A 21,014-nucleotide genomic window follows, 5' to 3' on the forward strand; every position below is an offset into this window, starting at 1 on the left:
CCACTTGGTCACGACTGGACGACCCGGACCACCTTCGCGATCCGCGTTTCGTCGCTGGTGGAGTCGCGCCAGCTCGAATAGGTGACGACGCGGATCTGAGCGCCCGTGTGGGGCGCCTCGATCAGCTTGCCGCCGCCGATATACATGGCCACGTGTCCCGGACTTGCGTCGCTGCCGTCGCTGCCCGGGTTGAAAACAAGATCGCCCGGCTGCGGGTGGTCGATATCAACTACGTGGCCGATATTGACCTGGTCGTACGTCGCGCGTGGGATGGTGATCCCCCCAGCTGCATATGCGCGCTGGATGAGCGACGAGCAGTCGCACCGGTGCGCCGGGGCGCTGCCCAGGGCGTTCGTGCAGTCCCCGCCGAAGCTGTACCACCCGCCGCGCTGCGCGAGCGCCCACGCGATGGCGGTTTGCACGCTGGCCGGCGCGTCCGCGACGATATCGCTCCCGGCCGTGTCGAGAGGTCCCTCGAATTGTGGGACCAGCGCCATGATGGATTGCACGTAGTAGTACGTCTGGCCTTTGGCGAAGGACTTCGGGGGAACACCCCGGAAATGATCAACCCGGCCCCATCCCGCATTGTATCCGGCGAGCGCGAGTTCTATCGCACTGCCATTGTAGTCCGGGTGCTTCTGCCCCAGCTTCAAAAGGGCGCACATCTTATTCCCCTGGGACGGGATCGCGTCCTCCGGCTCCCACACGTCTATCCGGCCGTCGCCGTTCCCGTCGATTCCGCTTGATTCCCAGGCAGCGGGCGTGAATTGCGCGATTCCCTGCGCCTGCCCGGAATCCGCCTCGGGATTGAAGTTCGATTCACGCTTGAGCTGTGCGGCGAGGACGGCGGCCGGAAGACCGATGTCACAGGAATCCGCCGCCTGCCGGATGAGGTCGGCGTACTCAGCAGGCATGCCGCCGCCCCCGATCCTCAACGAGTCCGCCGTCAGCTCCGACCCGGAATTGCTGCCCGTGGTGGCCACCAGCATGATAACCGCCAGGCCCAGAGCAACCGGACTCATCACAAATGCGGTAGAGCCGATGATGAGCCCCCGCTTGAATTGCACCCCCGCCTCCCAATCCATCGTTCGATGCAGCCGCCACTGCCTCCTGGCGCGCACGACGGGAGCACGAGAGTCGCACATCTCCGGCCCAAGGTTGCCACACCGAATTTTCGATCACCGATCTAGAGGCGAGGTTCCGATGCGATGTGCTCTCCGTGAGCACCATTCGCGCCACCGGCGTCATATACGGCGGAACTGCACACGCTTATGCTTCGATACGTAAATCGGAGCGCAGTCACGGTCTGAGCATCGAATATTGTCAGCGGGGCGTGCTTAGATTGGCAGCCTGACGGGCGGCCCGTAACCGCTCACAAATGAACTTGCTAAACGGGGAACCGGTGGCTAGGAAAGCTCAACCCGCATCGCCATTGCCCGCGCACGCCCGCCTGATGGTCCCGGTAATGGCATCGGTCGGCGGAAGCGGGCGTTCGACCGTAGCCGGACTGCTCGGCTGCGGACTCGCTGAGGTCGGCAGCACCGTCGTGCTGGACACCGCCACCCGCCTGGCCTCGCCCTGGCCGGGCTGGGCCAGCGAGCCCGGCGCCGGGCTGGCGTCGATCCCCCCGACCAAGCCCGCCTCCCGGCGGCGGATCCAGGCCGCGACCTCGCTCTGCCGCGGCCCGAGCGACCGGTCCTGGCAAGTGCTCACCGACCATCAGGACTGGGGCGCCGCCCCGCTGGTACTGCCGCCGGACCCCGGTGCCTGGTACCAGCTCGCCGCGGCCGGCGGCTGGCAGGCCGCGATCGCCGACACCACCCACGCGGCGGCCCACGACGTCGTGGCGGCCAGGCACGCCGGGCGCACGTCGCTCACCGCGGCCTGGTGCTCGCTGCCGGTCTCCGTGCCCGTGCTGTGCGCGGCCGCCACCGGCCACGGCGTCCAGGCCCTCCAGACCGCCGTGCGGATCGCGGCGGCCGAAGGGCTGCCCCTCCAGTACACCGTCGTGGTGCTGGTCTCGCTCGCCGAGGGGCGGCCCACCGCGACGGTGCGCGCCGCCGCCACGATGCTCCAGTCCCACGTCTCTGCCGTAGTGACCGTCCTCGCTGATGTCGGCCTGCGCTCCCAGGCGTTCGCCGCGTCCGACCGGCTGCGCGGCGCCCCGCTGGAGACCGCCGACCGACTGGCCCAAGCCGTCCTTGCGTCCGCTCACCGGCAGTGGGGTGACCCGCTGCCTCCCGCGCCGGTCCCGGCCGTACTCCCCGCGGACCAGGTCCCACCCACCCACGTTTACGCCGAAGGGGTGCACCGCCCATGACCATCCTGGCCATCGCGCTGGCCCACGCCCACACCTTGCTGCTCGCCGCGGGCGACGACAAGACGAAGTCCGACGGAAGGACCGGGAGCGTCATCCCGGGCTTCTCGCCGTCCGTCCCGTCCGTGCTCCAAACGCCCACCGGCACGATCCTGGGGTGGACCGCGGGCGTCGGGCTGGCCCTGGCTGTGCTCGGCGGTCTGAGCGGCTGGGGCTGCGTGGCCATCGGGCACAACACGGAGCGGGCGAACTTGGCCGCGAGGGGGAAGCAGGCGGTCGTCTGGAGCTTGATTTCCGGCGTTGGCATCGCCGTCACCTCGGGGCTGGTCACCGCCTTCTACACCATGGCGACCGCGTGAAAGCCACCAACAGGGCGCTGCGCGCCCGGGTCCGCCTGGCCGTCATCGGCATCGCCGCCGTCGCGGCCGTCACCCTCGGGGCGGTGGCCGCGGTCAACATGGGCGGCGGGCACGGCAAGGCGAACGCGAAGGACACCAAGAGCGCCGCGCCCACGGCGTCGGGCGCGACCACGGCCACGCCGTCCGCCCCGGCCAGGAAGCTGACGCCGGAGACATCGCCGCGGAAGGTCGCGCCGCTCAAGCCGCGCGAGGTGAAGCAGGGGATCGGCGTGGGATTCCCGCACACCGCGGTGGGCGCGGAGTCCGCGGCCATCAACTACTGGCAGGACCTGGACATCCTGGATGACGGGATCGCGCGCCAGCAGTGGACGCAGATCACCTCCAAGACCTCGCCCGGCATCGTGGACAAGCACGTGACCGATGTCCGCAAGGTCCGCGAGGGCCTGGGCCTGCCCCCTTCCGGCGGCACCCCGGCCGGGCTGTCCTTCACCGCCGTGGTCAAGGCCGCGCTGATGCGCAGCATGGACGATTCCGGGGACGTGATCGAGGTCTGGATGTTCTACGACCGGTACGCCACCCTCCCGGCGGACAAGGCGGCCGACAACGCGCCGCTGACCGACCAGGAGGACGACCTGATCCTGACGTGGGAGGACGGGGACTGGAAGGTCACCGAGGCGCCCCAGTACGTGGACCACAAGTACGGCCCGGTCGCCTACGACCCGCACAGCACGTTCGCGTTCGATGACGGGTGGCGGGAGGTGGTCTCCCAGTGAGGCGCTTCCTGACCTGCCTGGCGGCGCTGGTCGCCGTGGTGTTCCTGGTGCTGGCGGCGCCGACTTCGGCCTTCGCCGACGCCGGCGCGAAGCCGCCGGGCCCGTACCCGCAGTCGATCCAGCACGACAAGGACGTCGGCGACCAGATCGGCATCTCGAAGGCGACCGGCGAATACTGCGACGTCGACACCGACAAGACCGGCGACTGCCGCCCGCCGAAGGACTGCGACGACTTCCCCGCCCAGACCTCGGTGTGCGTCGGGGAAGGCAACGGCAGCCCCGCCGACGATGAGGAGCACCAGTACGAGGTCGGTCGGCTCCACCACTGGGAGCGGACGACCGACAAGAACCTGTCGAACTACAACAAGCTGAACGCCTTCCTCAACAAATGCGCTGTCACCGACAAAAGGGCGTTCCAGGACTGCTTCAACGAGGGCGTCCTCAAGTACCCGCCGCCCACGCCCAGCATCATGGATTGGGTCGGAGGCAAGGTCAGCAAGCTGGCCGCCGACGCGCTCCAGGAGGCAGCACAGGCCCTCGGACACTCGGTCGTCTGGCTGCTCAAGCAGTTCGCCGACGCCTTCAACAGCATGAGCACCATCCAGCTCGGGAAGACCGGCATCGGCCCCGTCATGGGCATCACCACCGGTCTCAGTGCCTTGGTGGCCACGTTCCTGATGCTGGTGCAGATGGGCAAGCTCGCCGTGTCGCAGCAGGGCGGCCCGCTGATCACCGCGATCACCGGCCTGGCCAAGTGGTGCGCGATCTTGGCCGTCTACGTCGTCGCCACACAGACCGCCCTGAACTGGAGCGACACCCTCAGCACAGCCATCACCAACCAAACCTTCGCCGGGGGCGGTTCCGGCACCGCCGATGCGACCGCGTCCATGCAGAAGCAGTTGGGAGCCCTGTTCAGCGGCCTGGTGGGCACCGACGGCGGCGCGGCCGCAGGCAGTGCCCTGATCACTGGCGGCGGCATCGCTTCCAGCGCGGTCGGCGTCGTCATCGTGATCAGCATCCTGTGCATCCTGGCGATCGGCGCTCTGTGGGTCGAGATGCTGATGCGACAGGCCGGGATCATGATCCTGGTGGCCGTGATGCCGCTGGCCCTGTCCGGGCAGATGTCGGACGCCACCAAGGAGTGGTGGCCCAAGGCTAGGAACGCGCTGATCAGCCTCATCCTGATGAAGCCCGTCATCGTCCTGTGCTTCTCGATCGGCTTCAACGCGATGGCCGGCGCGGACGGCGTCCGCAACGTCCTGGTGGGGCTGCTGGTGTTCGTCATCGCCGGGTTCGCGTGGCCCGTGATCGCCAAGTTCATGACCTTCACCACGGTCGGCGCGGGCGCCGGCATGGCCTCGGGCCTGATGAGCAGCGCGGGCAGCTCCGTCACGTCCATGTTCGGCGGACAGCAGCCGTCGCTGGCCGGGGCCGGGAGCATCGGCGGAGGCGGCGGCTACACCAAGGCGCTGGAGGGCGAGAACAGCTCGCAGAGCGCGGCCGCGGAAGCCTCTGGCGGCGGTGGAGGCGGCGGCCGAGGCGGGTTCTTCAAGGGCCGGCCCGGCGGCAGCTTCATGAGCCAGGTCGGCGCCACGGTCGGGCTCGGGCTCCAGGCCGCCGCGATCGGCAAGGACACGGCAGAGAGCGGCCTGAGCAACGCGGCTGCCCACGGCGGACTCGACAGCCCGAACGCCGGCGGCCGCCATGTCGTCATCCCGCCGCGCGGCGGCGGCGCCCGGTCGGGAGGCTCCAGGACACCGGCCAGCCCCGCCCCGGCGACGCCGGCGGCCGAACCGCCGGTGATGCCGTCCTCCAGCGGCCCGAACGGAGGGAGCTGACCATGGCATCCCAGTCCCAGCCCGCGACGTACGGCGGCTGGCAGTCCGAGCGCGTGGGGTTCATCGGCAACCTCAGCGGGCCGGGCTTCGTGCTGATGGCGGCCGCCACCGTCATCGCGCTCATGCCCGTCTACGCCCACTCCTGGCGCAGCGCGTTCATCGCGCTGCCCACCGCGGCGGTCCTGCTGCTCCTGGCCTTCGGGCGGGTGCTGGGGCTGTCCGCCGACCAGTGGATCGTCCTCTACGTAAGGCACCAGATCGCCGTGGCCACGAGCAAGAACGTCTTCGTCAGCGGCCTGTTCGCCCCGCGCACCAAGGGCGGGGAGCAGCCGATGGATCTGCCGGGCCGCCTGGCCCGGCTCCGCATCCTGGAGGCCCCGGACGGGCTCGGCGCCACCATGGGCATTGTCCACAACCCGATTGAGAACACGTACACCGCGATCGCCCGCGTCAACGCGCCCGGGTTGGCGTTGATCGACACGGAGAAGCAGAACGGCCGGGTGGCTGGGTGGGCTGCCTTCCTGCGCTCGCAGTGCGCGGAGGACGGCGCGATCACCCGGATCAGCGTCCACCAGCGCAGCCTGCCCGACGACGGCGCCGCGCTGCGGTCCTGGACCAGTCGCCACATCAGCGGCGAGGCGCCCGCGGCGTCCGTGCAGGTCCTGGACGAGCTGATGGAGGGCGCCGGTCCCGCGGTGACCGCCCGCGAGACGTATCTGTCCATCACGCTCAACTCCGGCCGCGCCCGGCTGGCAGTGCGGGGCGCCGGCGGCGGGCAGACCGGCGCCGCCGCGGTGCTGGTCCGCGAGCTGGCCGCGATGCAGGGCACGCTCAGCAGCGCCGGACTGCACGTGACGAAGTGGCTGGACCCCCGCGATGTCGCCGCGATCATCCGCAGGGCGTTCGATCCGGAGGCCCAGCTCGCTCTCGCCGCCTCCAACGCCGCAGGGAAGGAGCCGGGCTGGACCGGCGTCGAGCCCGGTCTTGACCCGGGCCTCGCCGGACCGGCGGCCGCCGAAGCCGGGTGGGGCCTGTACCGGCACGACGGCGCGTGGACCGTCTCGTACCAGGTCCGCGGCTGGCCGCAGAGCGAGGTCTACGCGACCTTCCTCCAGCCGCTGCTGCGGCCGCGGGCCAACGCTCGCCGGTCGCTGTCCCTGGTGTACGAGCCGGTCGGGCCGTCGAAGGCGAGGTCGGACCTCGCCCGGGAGCGCACCCGCCGTGACGCCGCCCGGCAGCTCCGGGCCAAGACCGGCCGAGTGGAGTCCGAGGACGAACGCCGCGAGGCGGAGGCGGCCCGCGCGCAGGACGTCGCGCGGGCGTCGGGTCACGGCGTGGTCCGGCTGACGGCCGTCCTCGCGGTCACCGTGACGGACTACGAGCAGTTGGAGACGGCGTGCGCCGAACTCCAGGCGGACGCTTCGCAGGCCGGGCTGTACCTGCGCCGGGCGTGGGGGGCGCAGGACGATGCGTTCACCATCGCTGCCTTGCCGCTGGGGCTTGGCCTGCCCGAGAGGCGGGTGGGGATCTAATGGCCCTTCTCCGTCGCGCACCCAGCGATGACACGACGCTGACGGCCGCGCCGCTCGCCGAGCTGCTGGACGCCAGGGACCCCGTCCCGGCGCCGCCACCGCTCAGCGCCCGCGAGCAGCGCCGTGCCCGACTGCTGGAGGACCCCGAGCGGGCCATGCGCATCGCGCCCCGCAAGGGCTGGTCGTCCCCGTTCTCCGGGCGGGCCGCGAACACCGCCCGAGTGGAGGTCTACCGGGCCGACACCGAGCGCGCCAGCGGCATCTACCCGTTCCTGCACGCCGCGAGCCTGCCGCCAGTCGGCATCTACATCGGGTGGAACACCATGACCCAGGGGGCGTTCTCAGCGCACCCGGCGGCGTGGGTCCAGGAGGGGCTGGTCACCAATCCCAACGTCATGATCACCGGCATCCCTGGCAGCGGGAAGTCGGCCCACATCAAGGCCCTGTGCTTCAGGTTGATGGCGCTGGGGCACCGCACGCTCATCGCTGGCGACGTGAAGGGCGAGTACCAGGCGCTGTGCGAGCACCTGGGCGTGGAGCCGGTGCGGCTCGGTCCCAGCCGGCCAGGACGGCTCAACCCGCTGGACGCCGGACCGCTGGGGGCCGGGCTGGACAACGCCTCCGGTGACGAGCTGGCCGCCAGGCTCAAGGAAATTCACCGTAGGCGCCTGACGCTGCTGAAGGCGCTGCTGGAGTTGCAGCTCCGCCGCACGATCGCTCCACAGGAGGAGGAGTGCCTCGATCTGGCCGTACGGGAGGTCACCGGGGAGCTGACCGGCAACACCACCCTGCGCACGCCCACCCTGCCCCTGGTCTACGAGAAGCTGAAAGACCCCACCGAGCTGATGGCCAGAGAACTGCGGGTGCGCGACGGCGACATCCAGCTCGCCCGCGAGCAGATGGCCAGCATCCGCTCCGCACTCGGCGGCATGATCACCGGGTACCTGGGCGGGCTGTTCGATGAGGAGACGTCCATCGGGCTGGACTGGTCGGCCCCGATCCAGAGCGTGGACATCAGCGCCTTGCAGCAGTACGGCGACGAAGTCGTGGCCATGGTGCTCACCTGCGTGTCGTCGTGGGCGCAGGCCGCCGTCGACCGGCCCGGCGAACGGCCCTGGATCGTCGTGCGTGACGAACTGTGGCGCCAGATGCAGAGCGGCGGTGCCGCGATGGTGCGGAAGATTGACGCCGACCTTCGCCTGTCTCGCGCGACCGGCACCATCCAGGTCCTCGCCACGCACCGCCTGAGCGACTTCGAGCAGGTCGGTGCGGCCGGCAGCGAGGCCGTCGCCATCGCGCGGGACCTCATCGCGTCATGCGAGACGCGCATCCAACTCGCGCAGGACACCCGGCCGCTCCAGATCACCCGCGAGGCGATCGGCCTCACGGACGCCGAGTGCGACCTGATCGGGTCGTGGGGCGCCGGTCAGCGTGGCAGGGCCTTGTGGAAGGTCGGCCGCGGCGGCGGCAGCCACGCCGTGCAGTTGGTGCTGAGCCAGACGGAGCGCGCCCTGTTCGAGACCGACGAACGGATGGTGGTGTGATGGCTCAGGGAAGTGCGAGCGCGGTGGACGACAGCACGTTCCTCGCCGCGCTCGGCGCGGGCCTGGTCGTCTCGGTCGGCGCCGCGGTGATGCTGGCCGGGCCGGTCTGCGCCGTGTTCTCCGGCCACGGCTGGGCACACAGCACCGGCAGCAGCATCCCCGTCACCGTGGTGACTGCCCTGGCACACGGGCCCGCCGCCGCCTTCTCCCCCGCCGGGCCCAAGTGGCTGTTCTACGTGCTGGTCGTGCTGTTCGTCGCCGCCCTAGCCCTGCTCGCGACCAAGGCCATCTCACTCCTCAACCGTGGGAAGACCGGCGGGGCGCAGTGGGGCGGGAAGCAAGTGGAGTGCAAGCTGCAGGCGCCGGAGGACCCCGCCCGCCGGGCCAACCGCATCACGGCCGGCCGCGGTCTCGCCACGAAGAAGGTCGTCGCGGCCCAGCCCAACATCTCGGCGACCGTCTTCGGCGTGCCGGGCAGCTCGAAGACGACGGGCCTGGTCCTGCCGAACGCGGCGGAGTGGCAGGGGCCGCTGGTGGTGACCACGACCAAGGCCGCCGATCTCGACATCATCTACGCCCGCCGGCGGGCGCTCGGGCCGGTGTGGGTCATCGCCCCGGCCGGTATCCCCGGCCGGGCCACCCACCACTGGTCCCCCGTGGACTACTGCACCGATGCCAAGGCGGCCGATCGGATGGCGGCCTGGATGGCGGAGGCGTCCTCTTCCGGCGACGACAAGAGGGCGGCGCCCTGGATCGACCAGGCCCGCAACGTGCTCAAGGGCGTGCTGCTGGCCAGCCACCTGTCCGGGGGCCGCATCAACGAGATGCGTCGCTGGCTCGGGTTGGGCAAGGACGCCGTCGACCACGTGCGCGCGGTCCTCCTGCAGCACGGCTACGCCGAGGTCGCCGAGGACTACTCCGGCCCCTGGCTGCGGCTGCACGAGGACGGCGTCGGGTCGGTCCAGTTCTCCTTGAACGTCCTCGCGCGGGTCTACGCCGACGAGGAGGTCCGGGAGACGTGCGCCAGCACCGACTTCACCGTCGAGCAGCTGCTCGACCTCAACGGAACCGTGTGCCTGATCGCGTCCGAGGCGGACGCCGAGCGGTTCGCTCCGCTGCTGACCAGCATCATCGCCAGCATCATCCACGGCGCCGAGGTGCGCTACAACACCACCGGCCGCCCGCTGGCCCCCTCCCTCGGGGTGATGGTGGACGAGGCCGGCAACATGCTGCGCTACCCCCGGCTGCCGAACATCCTGACCACCGGCCGCGGCGTGGGCATCAACGTCCTGACGGTGTGGCACGACCTGTCACAGCTCCGGGACCGGCTCGGACAGCAGAAGGCCAACACCGTGCTCAGCGCCTCGGGCCTGCGGATGCTGCTGCCCGGCTGCGGAGACCTGGAGACCCTGCGGTACTTCTCCGGCCTCTACGGCCGCACCGAGCAGATGAAGACCAGCACCGGGCAGTCCAAGGGCGGGTTCAGCACGAACACCTCGCCCCAGGAGACCGACCTCGCGCCGATCCACTCCCTCCAGCAGCTCCCCGACTGCACCGCCATCGCGCAGTACAGCAACCTGCCGCCGATCAAGGTGAAGATGCGCCTGACCTTCCGCGACAAGGATCTGCGGCGGCTGCTCGCCGTGGCCGGTGACGACCAGGTCTCAGGCGTCGATCTGACCAAGGCGGAGCCGGCCGCCGCGGCGGCCGGGGGCACCGGTGAGTGACGACGACCTGCCCGCCATCCCGGACGACTGGAACACACCTGCCGACCTGTGGCCGGCCGGCGACAGCGAAACACCGGCGGACTCCACCGTGCAGCGGTGGGTGTGGGCGGCCATGGAACCGGCCGAGCGCCGCGAGCGCATGCGTGAACTGGCCGTGTGGGTGGACTGGCTCCGCCGCACGCATGAACTGCACAACCAGGTGCCGGTGTGCTGGTACCGGCACCCGCCGGTGGTGGAGCACCTGACCGCGCTGTACGTCGGCTGGCTGCGCACCTACGCCGGTGACCCGGGAACCGGCGTGAGCGAGGCCGACTGGATCAACACGCTGCACGGGTTCGTCCCGCGCTTGCAATTGGCGGCGTGCGCGGCCGGCACCCACCAGTCGCCGCCACCCCCGCCCCCGGCGCCGCCGGCGGACGACGTGACGACGTTCCTGGCGACCTCGACGCACATGACCACCGCGGCCGTCCATCCGGCGGCCGCCGAACTGGCCCGGCGGGCCGCGGCCGCCGACCAGCCCCTGTAGCCGCTGGCTGATCGCCTGCGGCGCGACGGACCGAGGAGGGACGTATGAGCACCAGCACGGGAGTGGAGGCCACCCCCGAGGGAGATCCGGCCGCGCCGCCCGGCCCGCGGGAGCTTCCGGCAGGAGCGCGGCCGGTGGAGGGAGTGCCCGGGTACCACGCGCTCATCAAGGGCAGCGAGGTGACCGTGTTCGGCCCGGACGGCACGGAGATCGCCACCACCCGCCGGAGCTACGGCGCCGCCACGGTGGGCCGGGTCGGTGACGCCCGGCTGGCCAGCGAGGGGATCGGCGACGGGCGGCTGACGTCGTTCGCCGAGGTCGCCGCCCGGCACCACCGGGCGGCCGCCGACCCGGACGTCCGCGACCGCGTGTGGGTGCGCTGGGAGGAAGACGGCGTCTACGCGGTGTACGGCACCGACAAGCACGGCGACGCCGACCGGCGGGCGGTCAAGGCCGGGAACCTGTACTGGTCGGGGCAGCGGCAGGGCTGGGCCACGGGGCGGAAGTGGAATCCGGAGACCCGCGACCGCAACCTCGGTCGCGTGCTGGTGGCGTTCGCCCGGCAGGGCCGCAACGTCGTGGTGCTGGGGCCGGGCCAGGAGCCCGAGGACCTGGGCGGCACCCCGGGTGCGGCGGCGGCCGCGGCCGCCGCCGCACCGCAGATTCCGCCGGCGGCCGCCGAGCCGGACCCGGAGCCGGAGCCGGTCTACGAGCCGGAGGACTTCAGCGACCTGTCGTACGAGGACCTGGTGACGGCGCAGGCCGCCGCGGCGACGGAGCGGTCGCAGGACTACAACGCCTTGACGTCGGGCCGGTACGTAGCGCTGCAGCGCGAGCGCGGGCAGCGGCTGCTGGACCGGGTGGCGTCGGCGCCGCCGGTCGGCGAGCTGAGCGACGAGGAGCTGGCCGCCGAGAGCCAGTGGTGGGACACCGCGATCTACAAGACGCCGTGGCACTCCTCCCACGACAACCACAAGGCCATGCAGCAGCGCCGCGCCGAGGTGACCGGCGAGCAGAACGGCCGGATCGCCCACGCGCTGCTGTCGGGCCCTGCCGTGGCCGACCTGGACGACGCCGCGCTGGAGAGCGCCCACGAGCAGGTCGGGCAGGTCTGGTCGAAGATGCACACCAGCCACGAGCTGCACGAGCAGGTCGTCGGCTTCCGCAAGGCCGCCCAGGAGGAACGAAGCGCGCGGCGGGCGCGGTCCTACGGCGAGCGGACGCCGGTGGGCGAGATGGCGCTGGAGGACCTGATCGCCGAGCACGGCGACCTGGAGTCGATCCTGGGGGCACGCAACGAGCAGTCGGCGTACAACTACAGCGAGGCGGTCAAGGAGGCCCGGGGCGCCCGTCTGCGGGCCGTTGAGACGGAGTGGGACCGCCGGGGCCTGGAGCAGCACCCGGAGGCTGCTCGCGCGCAGCTGGGCTCGAACATCGGCGGCCGCCGGCAGGTCCTGATCGACGGGTGGCATCGCGGCTACGGCTACGTGGAGAGGCTGGGCAAGAAGTTCCGGGCGCTGTCCGACTACGACGAGCGCAGCCGCATCGGGGACTTCGACTCCGGCCCGGCGGCGATGGCCGCGCTGGTCCAGCGCTACGACCAGGACCCGGAGACGCTGCCGCGGCGCACCTGGGGCACCGAGCGGCAGGTGATGCTGCCGATCAGCGCCCACGACCCACTGGTGTCGTGGCTGCGGCGCAGGCCGGGGGAGGTCTCCCGCGAGTTCGCCCGGGTGCTGGAGATCGTGGGCACCTACGAGTTGCCGACGCAGACGAAGGTGATGAACCCGCTCAACAGCCAGGTGATGCGGGCCTACCCGTTCAGCTTCGAGGAGGGGCTGCTCGGGGAGCTGGCGCGGATCGCCGAGCGGACCACGCAGGACCTGCGCGAGGAGTCCCTCAACGAGAACTTGCCCAAGCGGGAGCGGGAGGCCGCCAAGCGGCGCATCCCGGCGATGGGCGCCGCGCTCATCGGCATCAACGCGGTGATCGAGCAGGTGCGCGCGGCCGGCGGCGACGTCGAGCGGCGCGGGGTGGACCAGGGGCGGTTGGCGGCGCAGATGGCGGCGCTGGCCGGTACCGTCGACGATCAGGAGGGAGACGAGGCGGATGACGATGAACAGCCAGTACGCGACGCTGCTGCGCCGGCACTGGGAGGAGTTCCGGCCGCGGGAGCTGGCGCAGATGGAGGACCCGGAGGGGTACTTCCGGACGCTGGGGATGCAGATGGGCGAGGCGATCGCGCAGGCGCAGGAGGAGCTGGAGGAGACCCTGGAGCCGGAGACGGATTATCAGGCCCGGGTGGGGCAGCTCCAGCAGATCGCGGCGACGGCGCGGGAGCAGGTGCTGCGCGAGATGCTGCCGCCGCCGGAGGCCGAGGAGAACACGGCGGCGCCGATCAGCCCGGAGGCGGAGGAGCTGGCCGCGATCCGCAGGGAGCTGGAGAACCTGTAGCGCGGTTCCGCCCCGATCCGGCGGACCTGCCGCGCGGCCCGCTGGCCCGCGCCGAGGCGAACCTGGCGGCCGTCAAGGTGCTGCGGGAGCTGGAGAAGGCCCGCCGCGGCGCCACCACCGAGGAGAAGCGTGTCCTGGCCCGCTGGTCGGGCTGGGGCTCGGTGCCGACGGTGTTCCTGGACGAGCCGGACCCCGATGAGCCGATCTACGCGCCCGGCGGGGAATGGGAGGGCCGCTTCGAGGCCGATCACGCCCGCTGGGAGTCCTACTCGCAGGTGCGCGGCGAGCTGCGTGAACTGCTGGACCCCTTCGAGTGGCGGGCGGCGTCCCGCGCGGTGCTGTCGGCCCACTACACCCCGCAAGGCCTCGCCGAGGCGATGTGGCTGGGCTTGCTCGGGTACGGCTTCGACGGCGGGGAGGCGGCAGAGTTCGGCTGCGGGTCCGGCGCGTTCTTCGGCGTCGCCCCGCAGTCTGCGCGGCTGACCGGTGTCGAGCTGGATCCGACCACCGCGGCGATCGCGGCCCGGATCTACCCGCACGCCAACGTGCTCGCCGAGAACTTCACCGATACCGACGCACCGACGGGCACGTTCGATCTGATCATCGGGAACGTGCCGTTCGCGCAGGCCCCGTTCGGTGAGCGACGCTACGGCGCGACCGGGCACTCCCTGCACAACGGGTTCATCATCAAGCAGCTCGCGCTGCTGCGGCCGGGCGCCTACATGGCCGTGATCACCTCGCGGTGGACGCTGGACAGCGAGGACCCCGCCGCCCGCCGGGCCATGGCCCGCTGGGGTGACCTGGCGGCCGCCTACCGGCTGCCGGCGGGCACCTTCGGCGAGACCGCCGACACCGACGTGGTGGCCGATGTGCTGGTCTTCCGGCGCCGTACCGAGGGCGAGGAGCCGGGCGACCAGGGGTGGATCGACGCCCCCGAGCGGGACCTCGGCGGCTACCTTCTGGCAGTGAACGCGTACTTCACCGACCACCCCGACCACGTGCTGGGGCGGCTGACGTCCACGACCGGCCCGTACGGACCGCGGGTGACCGTGCAGGGCGATCCGGGCGCCGCGCCGCGGCTGCTGCGCGAGCGGATGCAGGCCAGTGCCGCCGCGGCGGTCGCGGCCGGGCGCGGCTACGTCCCGCACGAGGACGGGGCCGACCGCGCGCCGCTGCTGCTGCAGACCGCCCGGGACAAGCACGCCACCGACTTCACCGGCCGCCTCTACGTCGACGACCAGGGGCGGATCTGGCAGCACGTCAACGGCGCCGACCCGGTCCGCGTCGTCCCCGCGGACGGCACCGAGGGCGCCAAGCAGTTGCAGGCGCTGATGGCGCTGCGGGACATCGCCAGCGAGCTGCAAGAGCTGGACCGCAGCGGCAAGGACCCCGACCGCGCGACCGAGGTCCGGGGGCAGCTCGCCGGGCTGCACGCCTCGTACACCGCGGCGTACGGGCCGCTGTCCAAGCCCCGGCAGACCCGCACGGCGCTGCCGACCGATGAGGCCGCGGCCGCCGCGCGTGACGCCGGCGTCGTCGTGGCGGACGGAGAGCGGCTGCGCACGGGCTGGGGCTGGTTCCGCCAGGACCCGAACGCCGGCGTCGTCCTCGGTCTGGAGAGCTGGGACCGGGCGAACGACCGGCCGGTGCTCTCCGAGGTCCTCACCCGGCGCCCCGGCGCCCGCCGCGGCGACCTGGAGCCCACCGACGACCCGAAGACCGCACTGTCGGCCGTCATGGGCGCCACCGGCCGCGTGGACCTGCCGCTGATCGCCTCCCTGCTGCGCACCACGCCCGAGCAGGCCCGCGCCGCGCTCGGCACCGAGGTCTTCGACAACCCGGTCACCAAGAAGCTGGAGCACGCCGGCGCCTACCTGTCCGGGCCGGTGCGGCAGAAGCTGGACCAGGCACGCGAGGCCGCGAAGACGGACCCGGCGTACGCGGTGAACGTGGCCGCGCTGGAGGCGGTCCAGCCCCCGGCCAAGCGGCTGGGGCAGTTCACCGCGCAGCTCGGCGCGCACTGGATCCCCGCCCCGCTGGTGCAGGGCTTCCTGCGCGAGTACCTCGGCGACCCCACGCTCCAGGTCAGCCACAACGAGCGGTACGGCTGGTCCCTGGCCATCGGCAAGGTGCCTGACGCGGTCAACGCGCTCAAGGGCACCGAGCGCCGGTCCGCCGCGCACATCGCCAAGGCCCTGCTGGGGCGCGGCTCCCTGGTCGTGAACCACCTGGACGAACGCGCGGGGGTGGACGAGGACGCCACCCGCGCGATGCGCTACAAGGCCGACGCGATGCGGTCGGCGTTCGAGGACTACTGCACCGCCACCACCGCCCGGGTCACGCAGCTCACCGACGCCTACAACCGGACGATGAACGGGCACGTCGTCCGCAGCTACGACGGGCTGGCCCCGACGCTGGAGGGGTTCACCACCGAGCGGACACCGCACCCGTGGCAGCTCTCGGCGGCCGCGCGGATGCAGTTCGAGCGCGGCGTCGTCCTCGCGCACGAGGTCGGTCTCGGCAAGACCACCACGATGGTGATGGGCTCCCAGGCCCTCAAGGCCTCCGGGCAGATCAGCAAGCCGTTCGCGGTGGTCCAGCCTCACCTGGCCCGGCAGTGGCTGGACGAGGCCAAACTGCTCTACCCCAACAACGCCGAGATCCACCTGATCACCTCCGAAGACCTCGCGGACGGCAACCGGCGCCGGGTCCTGGAGTGGCTGCGCGCGAACACCCCGGATCTGGTGATCTTCACCGAGGGCGCGTTCGGGTCGATCCGGATGAGCCCGGAGCAGCAGGAGCTGTACCTCTTCCGCGAGATCGAGTCGCTGAAAGAGCAGTTGGAGCGCGAGCGCGGCGTGCCGCACAACGCGTTCGCGCTAATGAAGCTCGAACAGCGCCTGGCCACCGTGGAGTCACGTATCCGGCGCAACGACGCGCCGATGCGCACCCCCGGCGAGGTGTACTGGGACGACCTCGGGTTCGACTACGCGCTAATTGACGAGGCCCACCGCTTCACCGCGATCGAGGTTCGGTCCAAGGAGGCCGGCGGGGAGACCGCGAGCCTTCGCGCAGTGGACCTGCACCAGAAGCTCAACTGGCATCACCAGATGGCAGAGCTGGCTGGCGGCCGTCCTACCGCCACCGCCGGTACCGGCACGCCGATGGAGAACAGCATCTTCGAGCAGTACAAGCTGATCGAAATGTTCTGCCCGTGGCTGCTAGACCAGTTCCGGGTGCACGGCCCGGACCTGTGGTCGGAGACCTTCGGGCAGAAGGTCCAGCGCATCGAGATGGCCCCGGACGGCAGCGGCTTGGTGATCGTGGAGCGGTACTCCCGGTTCATCTCGAAGTCCACGATGAAGACGAAATGGGGGCTGGCCACCGACACCAAGACCGGCGACGACGTCGGCGTGGTGCGGCCCAAGCTCGCCGGCGGCGCCCCCGAGCTGGTGCTGGTGGAGCCGACAGCGGACCAGAAGGCCCGGCTCCTGTCGCTGGTGGCCCGCGGGCAGGCGATCCACGCCGGCGACGTCACCCGCGACGAGGACAACATGCTGGCCGTCTCCGGCGAGGGCCGCGCCGTCGCGCTGGACCCCCGGCTGGTCGACGCAGGCGCGCCCGCGGCGAACAAGCTGGTCACGGCGGCCGACATCATCGCCGCCGGGTACCACGCCCACAAGGACCGCACCTACGCCGTCTCCAACAAGGTCGACGCCCCGCTGCACCCGGTCCCCGGCGGGCTGTTCTTCGTCTTCGCCAACTCCGGGACGCCCGGCGGCAACAACAAGGGCGGCTTCGACGCCTACGCCGAGCTGCGCGAGCTGCTCGCCGACCGCGGCGTGCCGCGGGAGATGGTGCAGTTCGCCCAGGACAATGCCACCCCCGAGAAGAAGGCCGCGATGGCGGAGGCCGCCAACCACGGCGGCATCGCGGTCCTGATGGGCTCCACCGAGGTCTTGGGCACTGGCTTCAACGGCCAGAACCGGGCCTACGCGCTGATGCATCTGGACCAGGACTGGACCCCGGCCAGCATGATCCAGCGCAACGGCCGAGTGATCCGGCCCGGCAACCAGCACGAGGAGGTGAACATCTACTTCCTGGCCACCAAGGGCAGCATGGACGCCTGGCAGGTCGGGCTGCTCACCTCCAAGGCGGAGGGTCTGCGGGACATCCAGCGCCCTCCCGGCGTCGGCGATGACGACGGCGACACCGTCGAGGAGATCGGCGAGAGTGACTGGGACTTCGCCACGATGGCCGCCGAGATCGGCGGCAACCCCTTCATGCGGCAGTTCATGGAGGCCAAGCTCCACCTCCAGGGCCTGGAGGCCGACCGGCGCAACGCGGCCGCGGACCGGGTCCGCCAGATGGAGCTGTTGGGCCTCAAAGAAGGCGAGCTGGCCGGCACCCGCCTGGCCATCACAGCCCGCGACAAGGCCCTGCCGAAGATCTCCGACACCATCCGCGGCGATGCCTTCCGCATCCGCATCGGCGGCCGCGACTTCGACCAGCGAGGCGAGGCCGGGCCGGTGCTGCGGCAGGCTGTCACCGAGGCTGTCCGCGCCCACCAGACCGAGGGCCTTGGCGCGTGGAAGAAGCTGGGCACCTTCGGCGGACTCGACTTCGCGGTCCAGCCGGAGATCGTGCCCGGCAGCGGCGAGATCCGCGCGCACATCGGGTTCCCCGAGCTGCGCCACAGCGAATCGCGTGTCTCGGTGGAGGACCTGGTCAAGACGAACATCGGCGGCACCATGCTGGGGCGCTTGGCCACCGCGCTGGAAAAGGCCGAGGACCACCAGTTCATGGACCGCGAGCGCCTTCCCGGCCTGGAGCAGGAAATCGCGGTACTGACCGCTCAGCAGGAGGCCGTGAACTACGGCCCCGCCATCGAGCACGCCCGGCGCCGCGTCGAGCTGCTGGACGCCGTGGTCGGGGCGATCACCGAACGGGACAAGCTCCCCGAGCTGACCGAGTCGATGCTGGACCCGAGGAAGCACTCCACCCCCGACAGCCGCCGCAAGGCCATCCAGGAACGCACCGAGCAGCGGGCACCCCACCAGGCCAAAGTGGACGCGGCGGCCGCGGAGCTGACCGCATTCGACGCGACGAACCCCGCCCCCGAGCCCGTGCAGCTCGTCAACACCTTCACGGAGGACAACGACACCGACGAGGCGTTCGAGCAGTGGCGAGAACGGCAGCAGATCATCCTCCAGCAGAACCGGGAGGCAGGGTTGGGAGCCCCGCTGCCCGCGGCCGTCGAGCCGGAGGACGTCGACCAGGCCACCACTCCCCCGGACCTCGGGCCTCTCAACACGATGTCCCTGTTCGAGCAGCCGCAGCCCGCGACCGCCGAGCCGACGACTGCGGTAGTACCGCCGGACGACGGCGACCCAGAGGCCATCGACCAGGAAGCAGAGACGGAGCAGGAGCCCGACCAGGTCCCGGAGGGGCAGATGACTATGGACGAGGTCCAGCCCGAACCGGCCGCAGCCGCGCCGGAAGCCGAAGCGCCCGAGCCCCCGGAGGCCGCCACGCCGCCCATCGTGTTCGCCACTCCGCCGAGGTCGTTGGGAGACGAGCCGGAGTCCCTCGCCCAGTCGGAGCAGCGGTTCGGCGGCCCGGAGCGGTTGGGCGAGTACGCGGACCGGGCGCACCTCTTGCGCACGAGCAGGGTGACCACCACGGTCTGGCTGGACGGGCGGCTGATCGGATTCGTCTCCGATCTCGAATGGGCGCGCGGCTCGGCACGCGACCTGTCGTGGTCGGAGGAGATGCGGCGCCCGGCCGGGCCGCGCTTCGAGAGCCGCCCGCCGTTCGGGCACAGGGACAACGTGTCGGCGCTTTTCGTGGACGACCGCGCGGCCGTGGCCGAGCTGGTCGCGCGAGCCCTCCAGGTCCCCGTACCCGGTGAGGCCATCGACCCGGACACCGCCTGGACGCTGGACGCCAAGCTCGGCACGATCCGAGTCCCCACCGTCTACCCCGGTGACGACCAGGAGGGCGCCGACCGCCTGTCGGCCCTGCGGGAAGTCGTGGCGAACCTCAGCGCTGGCCAGCTCACCAGCGCCGACCTCGCGGACGACCTGGTCCTCGCGCACGACGGGCTACTCTGGGCCACCGGCCTCACCAATACCTCCGGGCCGTACATGTCGAGGGCTGCCGGAGAGCTGGCCGAACTACTGGCCGCCATCCGCCCGCAGGACCCCCGCGCCTGGCGGCCCGAACCCTACGTGCCCCCGCCGGCGTGGATCGAGCAGACCGCGCCCGTCCAAGAGCAGCTCGGGCTGTTCGATGACGCAGAGGACGTCGACCAGGAGGAGCCCGCGACCGCCGTGTCGGTGGTGGAGGAGCCGCCCGCCGCGGTGGTCGGGCCGGAGTCCGCGGCCGCCGAGCCGGATGATGATGGCGAGTTCGGCCCTGACCGGCGCGAGGACCAAGAGCAGTACGCCCGTACAAGCCGGGTGCCGTCGGGCTACGCCTCGCTCGAGGACTGGCTCGGAGATGGTGCCGAAGGGGCGCGGGCCATGCGGGAGGACCACCTCCAAGCCCAAGTAGAGGACGCCGAAGCGGCACCCCAGGTAGGAGAGTCGATGACCACATCACTTGACCAGGAGCCGGAGGCTGCGCCTGCCGCCCCGACACCGCCGCAAGGCCCCGAGCTGCCGCCTCTGTGGACCGACGAAGCACCGCGGGGCGGCGGGAGCGGGGAGCCCCAGGAGACTGCACCGCCGCCTGCTGCGCCGGACCCCGGCCCGCCCCAAGTTGACCTCTGGGACGGGTTCGACCAGATGCTCCAGGCGTGGGCCGACCACATGCCTGCCGAGCAGGGCACGGCTGACGAGTTGCGCACCGCTCTCACCGACGATCTGCAGGCGCTGGATCGTGCCGCCCGGCCCGATGGCGACCGCTGGGACTCCGTCGTCGGCACGGCGCCGGCGCCGCCTCCCGAGAGCGCGGCGACGCCCGCCGAGGGTGCCGCCGCCGCGGTGAGCACGGCTATCGCTGCTGCCGATTCCCACGCCGATCGTCTGCGTGACCTGCCGGAATGGCAGCGCCTCCAGACCGTCCGGGGCGCTGCGAAGCACCTTCTCGACACCTGCCGGAAGCGTGCAGGCGAGCGTTGGAAGGACTTCTGGAGTGACGCCCGGGTGCAGGGGTTCTGGCGCGCGGTCTCGATCCGCACCGCGGAGGCGATCTCTCATCTGGCCAGCACGATCGCCGACAAGCTCCGTGCCGGTGTGGCCGCAGACCGCCCCGCAGCCGACGCCATGGCGGAGGTGAGCCGGGCAGCCGCCGCGTACGGCACGTCCGCCAGTGGATCGGCTGCGCCCGCCGACCCGCCGGCGGACGGCGCCGAGATCGACCAACCCGCCGTCCCGTCTCGGCAAGAGGCCCGGCCCGACCAGCCGCGGGCTGCCACTCCCCCGGCGACTCCTGAGGCTGCCGAGACCGCACGCGCCGCCCGCAAGGCGCAACCGCCGCAGCCTTACGAGTCCCGTGAGGACGCAGTCCGGGCGTCCCACAACGTCGCAGCGTCGTTCAGGAGTTGGATCGAGACGCCCATGGGCCGCGAGCTTGCCCAGTCCAACCACCCGCAGGTCGTGGCGTTCCGCGAGGCGTGGCACCGGCTGCCGACCGCCGACCTTCGCACCGGGCCCGGCCCGGCCGCCGGTCCGTACGGCAAGGTCGCGGTCGAGGCGCGGGCCTTGGTGGAGGCCGCGGTCGCCTCTGACCGCTTCACCCGCGTGGACGTCACGGCTCTGCGTGCCCTGTCCGCCGAGGCCAGCACCCACGCCGGACGCCTGGCGGTGACCCTGCCCGGCACCCAGGCGGGCACTCCGGCCGTGGCCGCGGCTCCACCAGCTGTGGCAACGCCGCGGGCGCAGGTACCTGCTCCCGCTTCTCAGGCTGCCCACGGACCGCGGGCTGGGGTGTAGGCCGACC

10 protein-coding genes are annotated in these 21,014 nt (G+C 71.6%); 9 read left to right on the plus strand and 1 reads right to left on the minus strand.

The window, feature by feature from the left end:
* Positions 1-8: 8 nt before the first annotated feature.
* Positions 9-1,067 (minus strand): C40 family peptidase, encoded by a 1,059-nt coding sequence (locus tag ITX44_RS19710; protein ID WP_307795377.1) that lies wholly within the window; start codon positions 1,065-1,067, stop codon positions 9-11.
* Positions 1,068-1,465: 398 nt separating this feature from the next.
* Here ITX44_RS19710 and ITX44_RS19715 point away from each other — a divergent pair, with 398 nt between their 5' ends.
* The 9 genes from ITX44_RS19715 to ITX44_RS19755 are packed head-to-tail and all read left to right on the plus strand — an operon-like array spanning position 1,466 to position 21,007.
* A complete protein-coding gene (locus ITX44_RS19715) occupies positions 1,466-2,320 on the plus strand; it encodes a hypothetical protein (protein ID WP_236061108.1) in 855 nt (284 codons plus the stop codon).
* On the plus strand, positions 2,317-2,676 hold the full coding sequence (locus ITX44_RS19720) for a hypothetical protein (RefSeq protein WP_236061109.1): 360 nt from the start codon (positions 2,317-2,319) through the stop codon (positions 2,674-2,676). The genes ITX44_RS19715 and ITX44_RS19720 overlap by 4 nt, the downstream gene beginning before the upstream one ends.
* The gene (locus ITX44_RS41210) at positions 2,673-3,449 is read left to right on the plus strand and encodes a hypothetical protein (protein ID WP_236061111.1); all 777 of its coding nucleotides are present in this window, start codon (positions 2,673-2,675) and stop codon (positions 3,447-3,449) included. The genes ITX44_RS19720 and ITX44_RS41210 overlap by 4 nt, the downstream gene beginning before the upstream one ends.
* Positions 3,446-5,287, plus strand: coding sequence for a hypothetical protein (locus ITX44_RS19730; RefSeq protein ID WP_307795378.1), 1,842 nt, complete (start codon positions 3,446-3,448; stop codon positions 5,285-5,287). The genes ITX44_RS41210 and ITX44_RS19730 overlap by 4 nt, the downstream gene beginning before the upstream one ends.
* 2 nt (positions 5,288-5,289) lie before the next feature.
* Entirely contained in the window at positions 5,290-6,819 is a 1,530-nt protein-coding gene (locus tag ITX44_RS19735; protein ID WP_205358616.1) for an SCO6880 family protein, read from the plus strand.
* Entirely contained in the window at positions 6,819-8,363 is a 1,545-nt protein-coding gene (locus tag ITX44_RS19740) for a putative type IV secretion/conjugal transfer ATPase (protein ID WP_205358617.1), read from the plus strand. Before ITX44_RS19735 ends, ITX44_RS19740 begins: the two co-directional genes overlap by 1 nt.
* The gene (locus tag ITX44_RS19745; RefSeq protein ID WP_205358618.1) at positions 8,363-10,090 is read left to right on the plus strand and encodes a type IV secretory system conjugative DNA transfer family protein; all 1,728 of its coding nucleotides are present in this window, start codon (positions 8,363-8,365) and stop codon (positions 10,088-10,090) included. Before ITX44_RS19740 ends, ITX44_RS19745 begins: the two co-directional genes overlap by 1 nt.
* Positions 10,083-10,616, plus strand: a complete 534-nt coding sequence (locus ITX44_RS19750) for a hypothetical protein (RefSeq protein ID WP_307795379.1) — start codon at positions 10,083-10,085, stop codon at positions 10,614-10,616. The genes ITX44_RS19745 and ITX44_RS19750 overlap by 8 nt, the downstream gene beginning before the upstream one ends.
* A gap of 44 nt (positions 10,617-10,660) precedes the next feature.
* Positions 10,661-21,007 (plus strand): helicase-like domain-containing protein, encoded by a 10,347-nt coding sequence (locus tag ITX44_RS19755; protein ID WP_205358619.1) that lies wholly within the window; start codon positions 10,661-10,663, stop codon positions 21,005-21,007.
* Positions 21,008-21,014 lie beyond the last annotated feature (7 nt).

The organism is Actinacidiphila acididurans (assembly GCF_016918855.1).
In the GTDB taxonomy this organism is placed as follows: Bacteria; Actinomycetota; Actinomycetes; order Streptomycetales; family Streptomycetaceae; genus Actinacidiphila; species Actinacidiphila acididurans.

Coding starts and splice junctions, on each gene's coding strand:
- ITX44_RS19715 (WP_236061108.1), top strand. CDS start 1,466: ATGGCATCGGTCGGCGGAAGCGGGCGTTCGACCGTAGCCGGACTGCTC.
- ITX44_RS19755 (WP_205358619.1), top strand. CDS start 10,661: ATGAGCACCAGCACGGGAGTGGAGGCCACCCCCGAGGGAGATCCGGCC.
- ITX44_RS19735 (WP_205358616.1), top strand. CDS start 5,290: ATGGCATCCCAGTCCCAGCCCGCGACGTACGGCGGCTGGCAGTCCGAG.
- ITX44_RS19720 (WP_236061109.1), top strand. CDS start 2,317: ATGACCATCCTGGCCATCGCGCTGGCCCACGCCCACACCTTGCTGCTC.
- ITX44_RS19745 (WP_205358618.1), top strand. CDS start 8,363: ATGGCTCAGGGAAGTGCGAGCGCGGTGGACGACAGCACGTTCCTCGCC.
- ITX44_RS19740 (WP_205358617.1), top strand. CDS start 6,819: ATGGCCCTTCTCCGTCGCGCACCCAGCGATGACACGACGCTGACGGCC.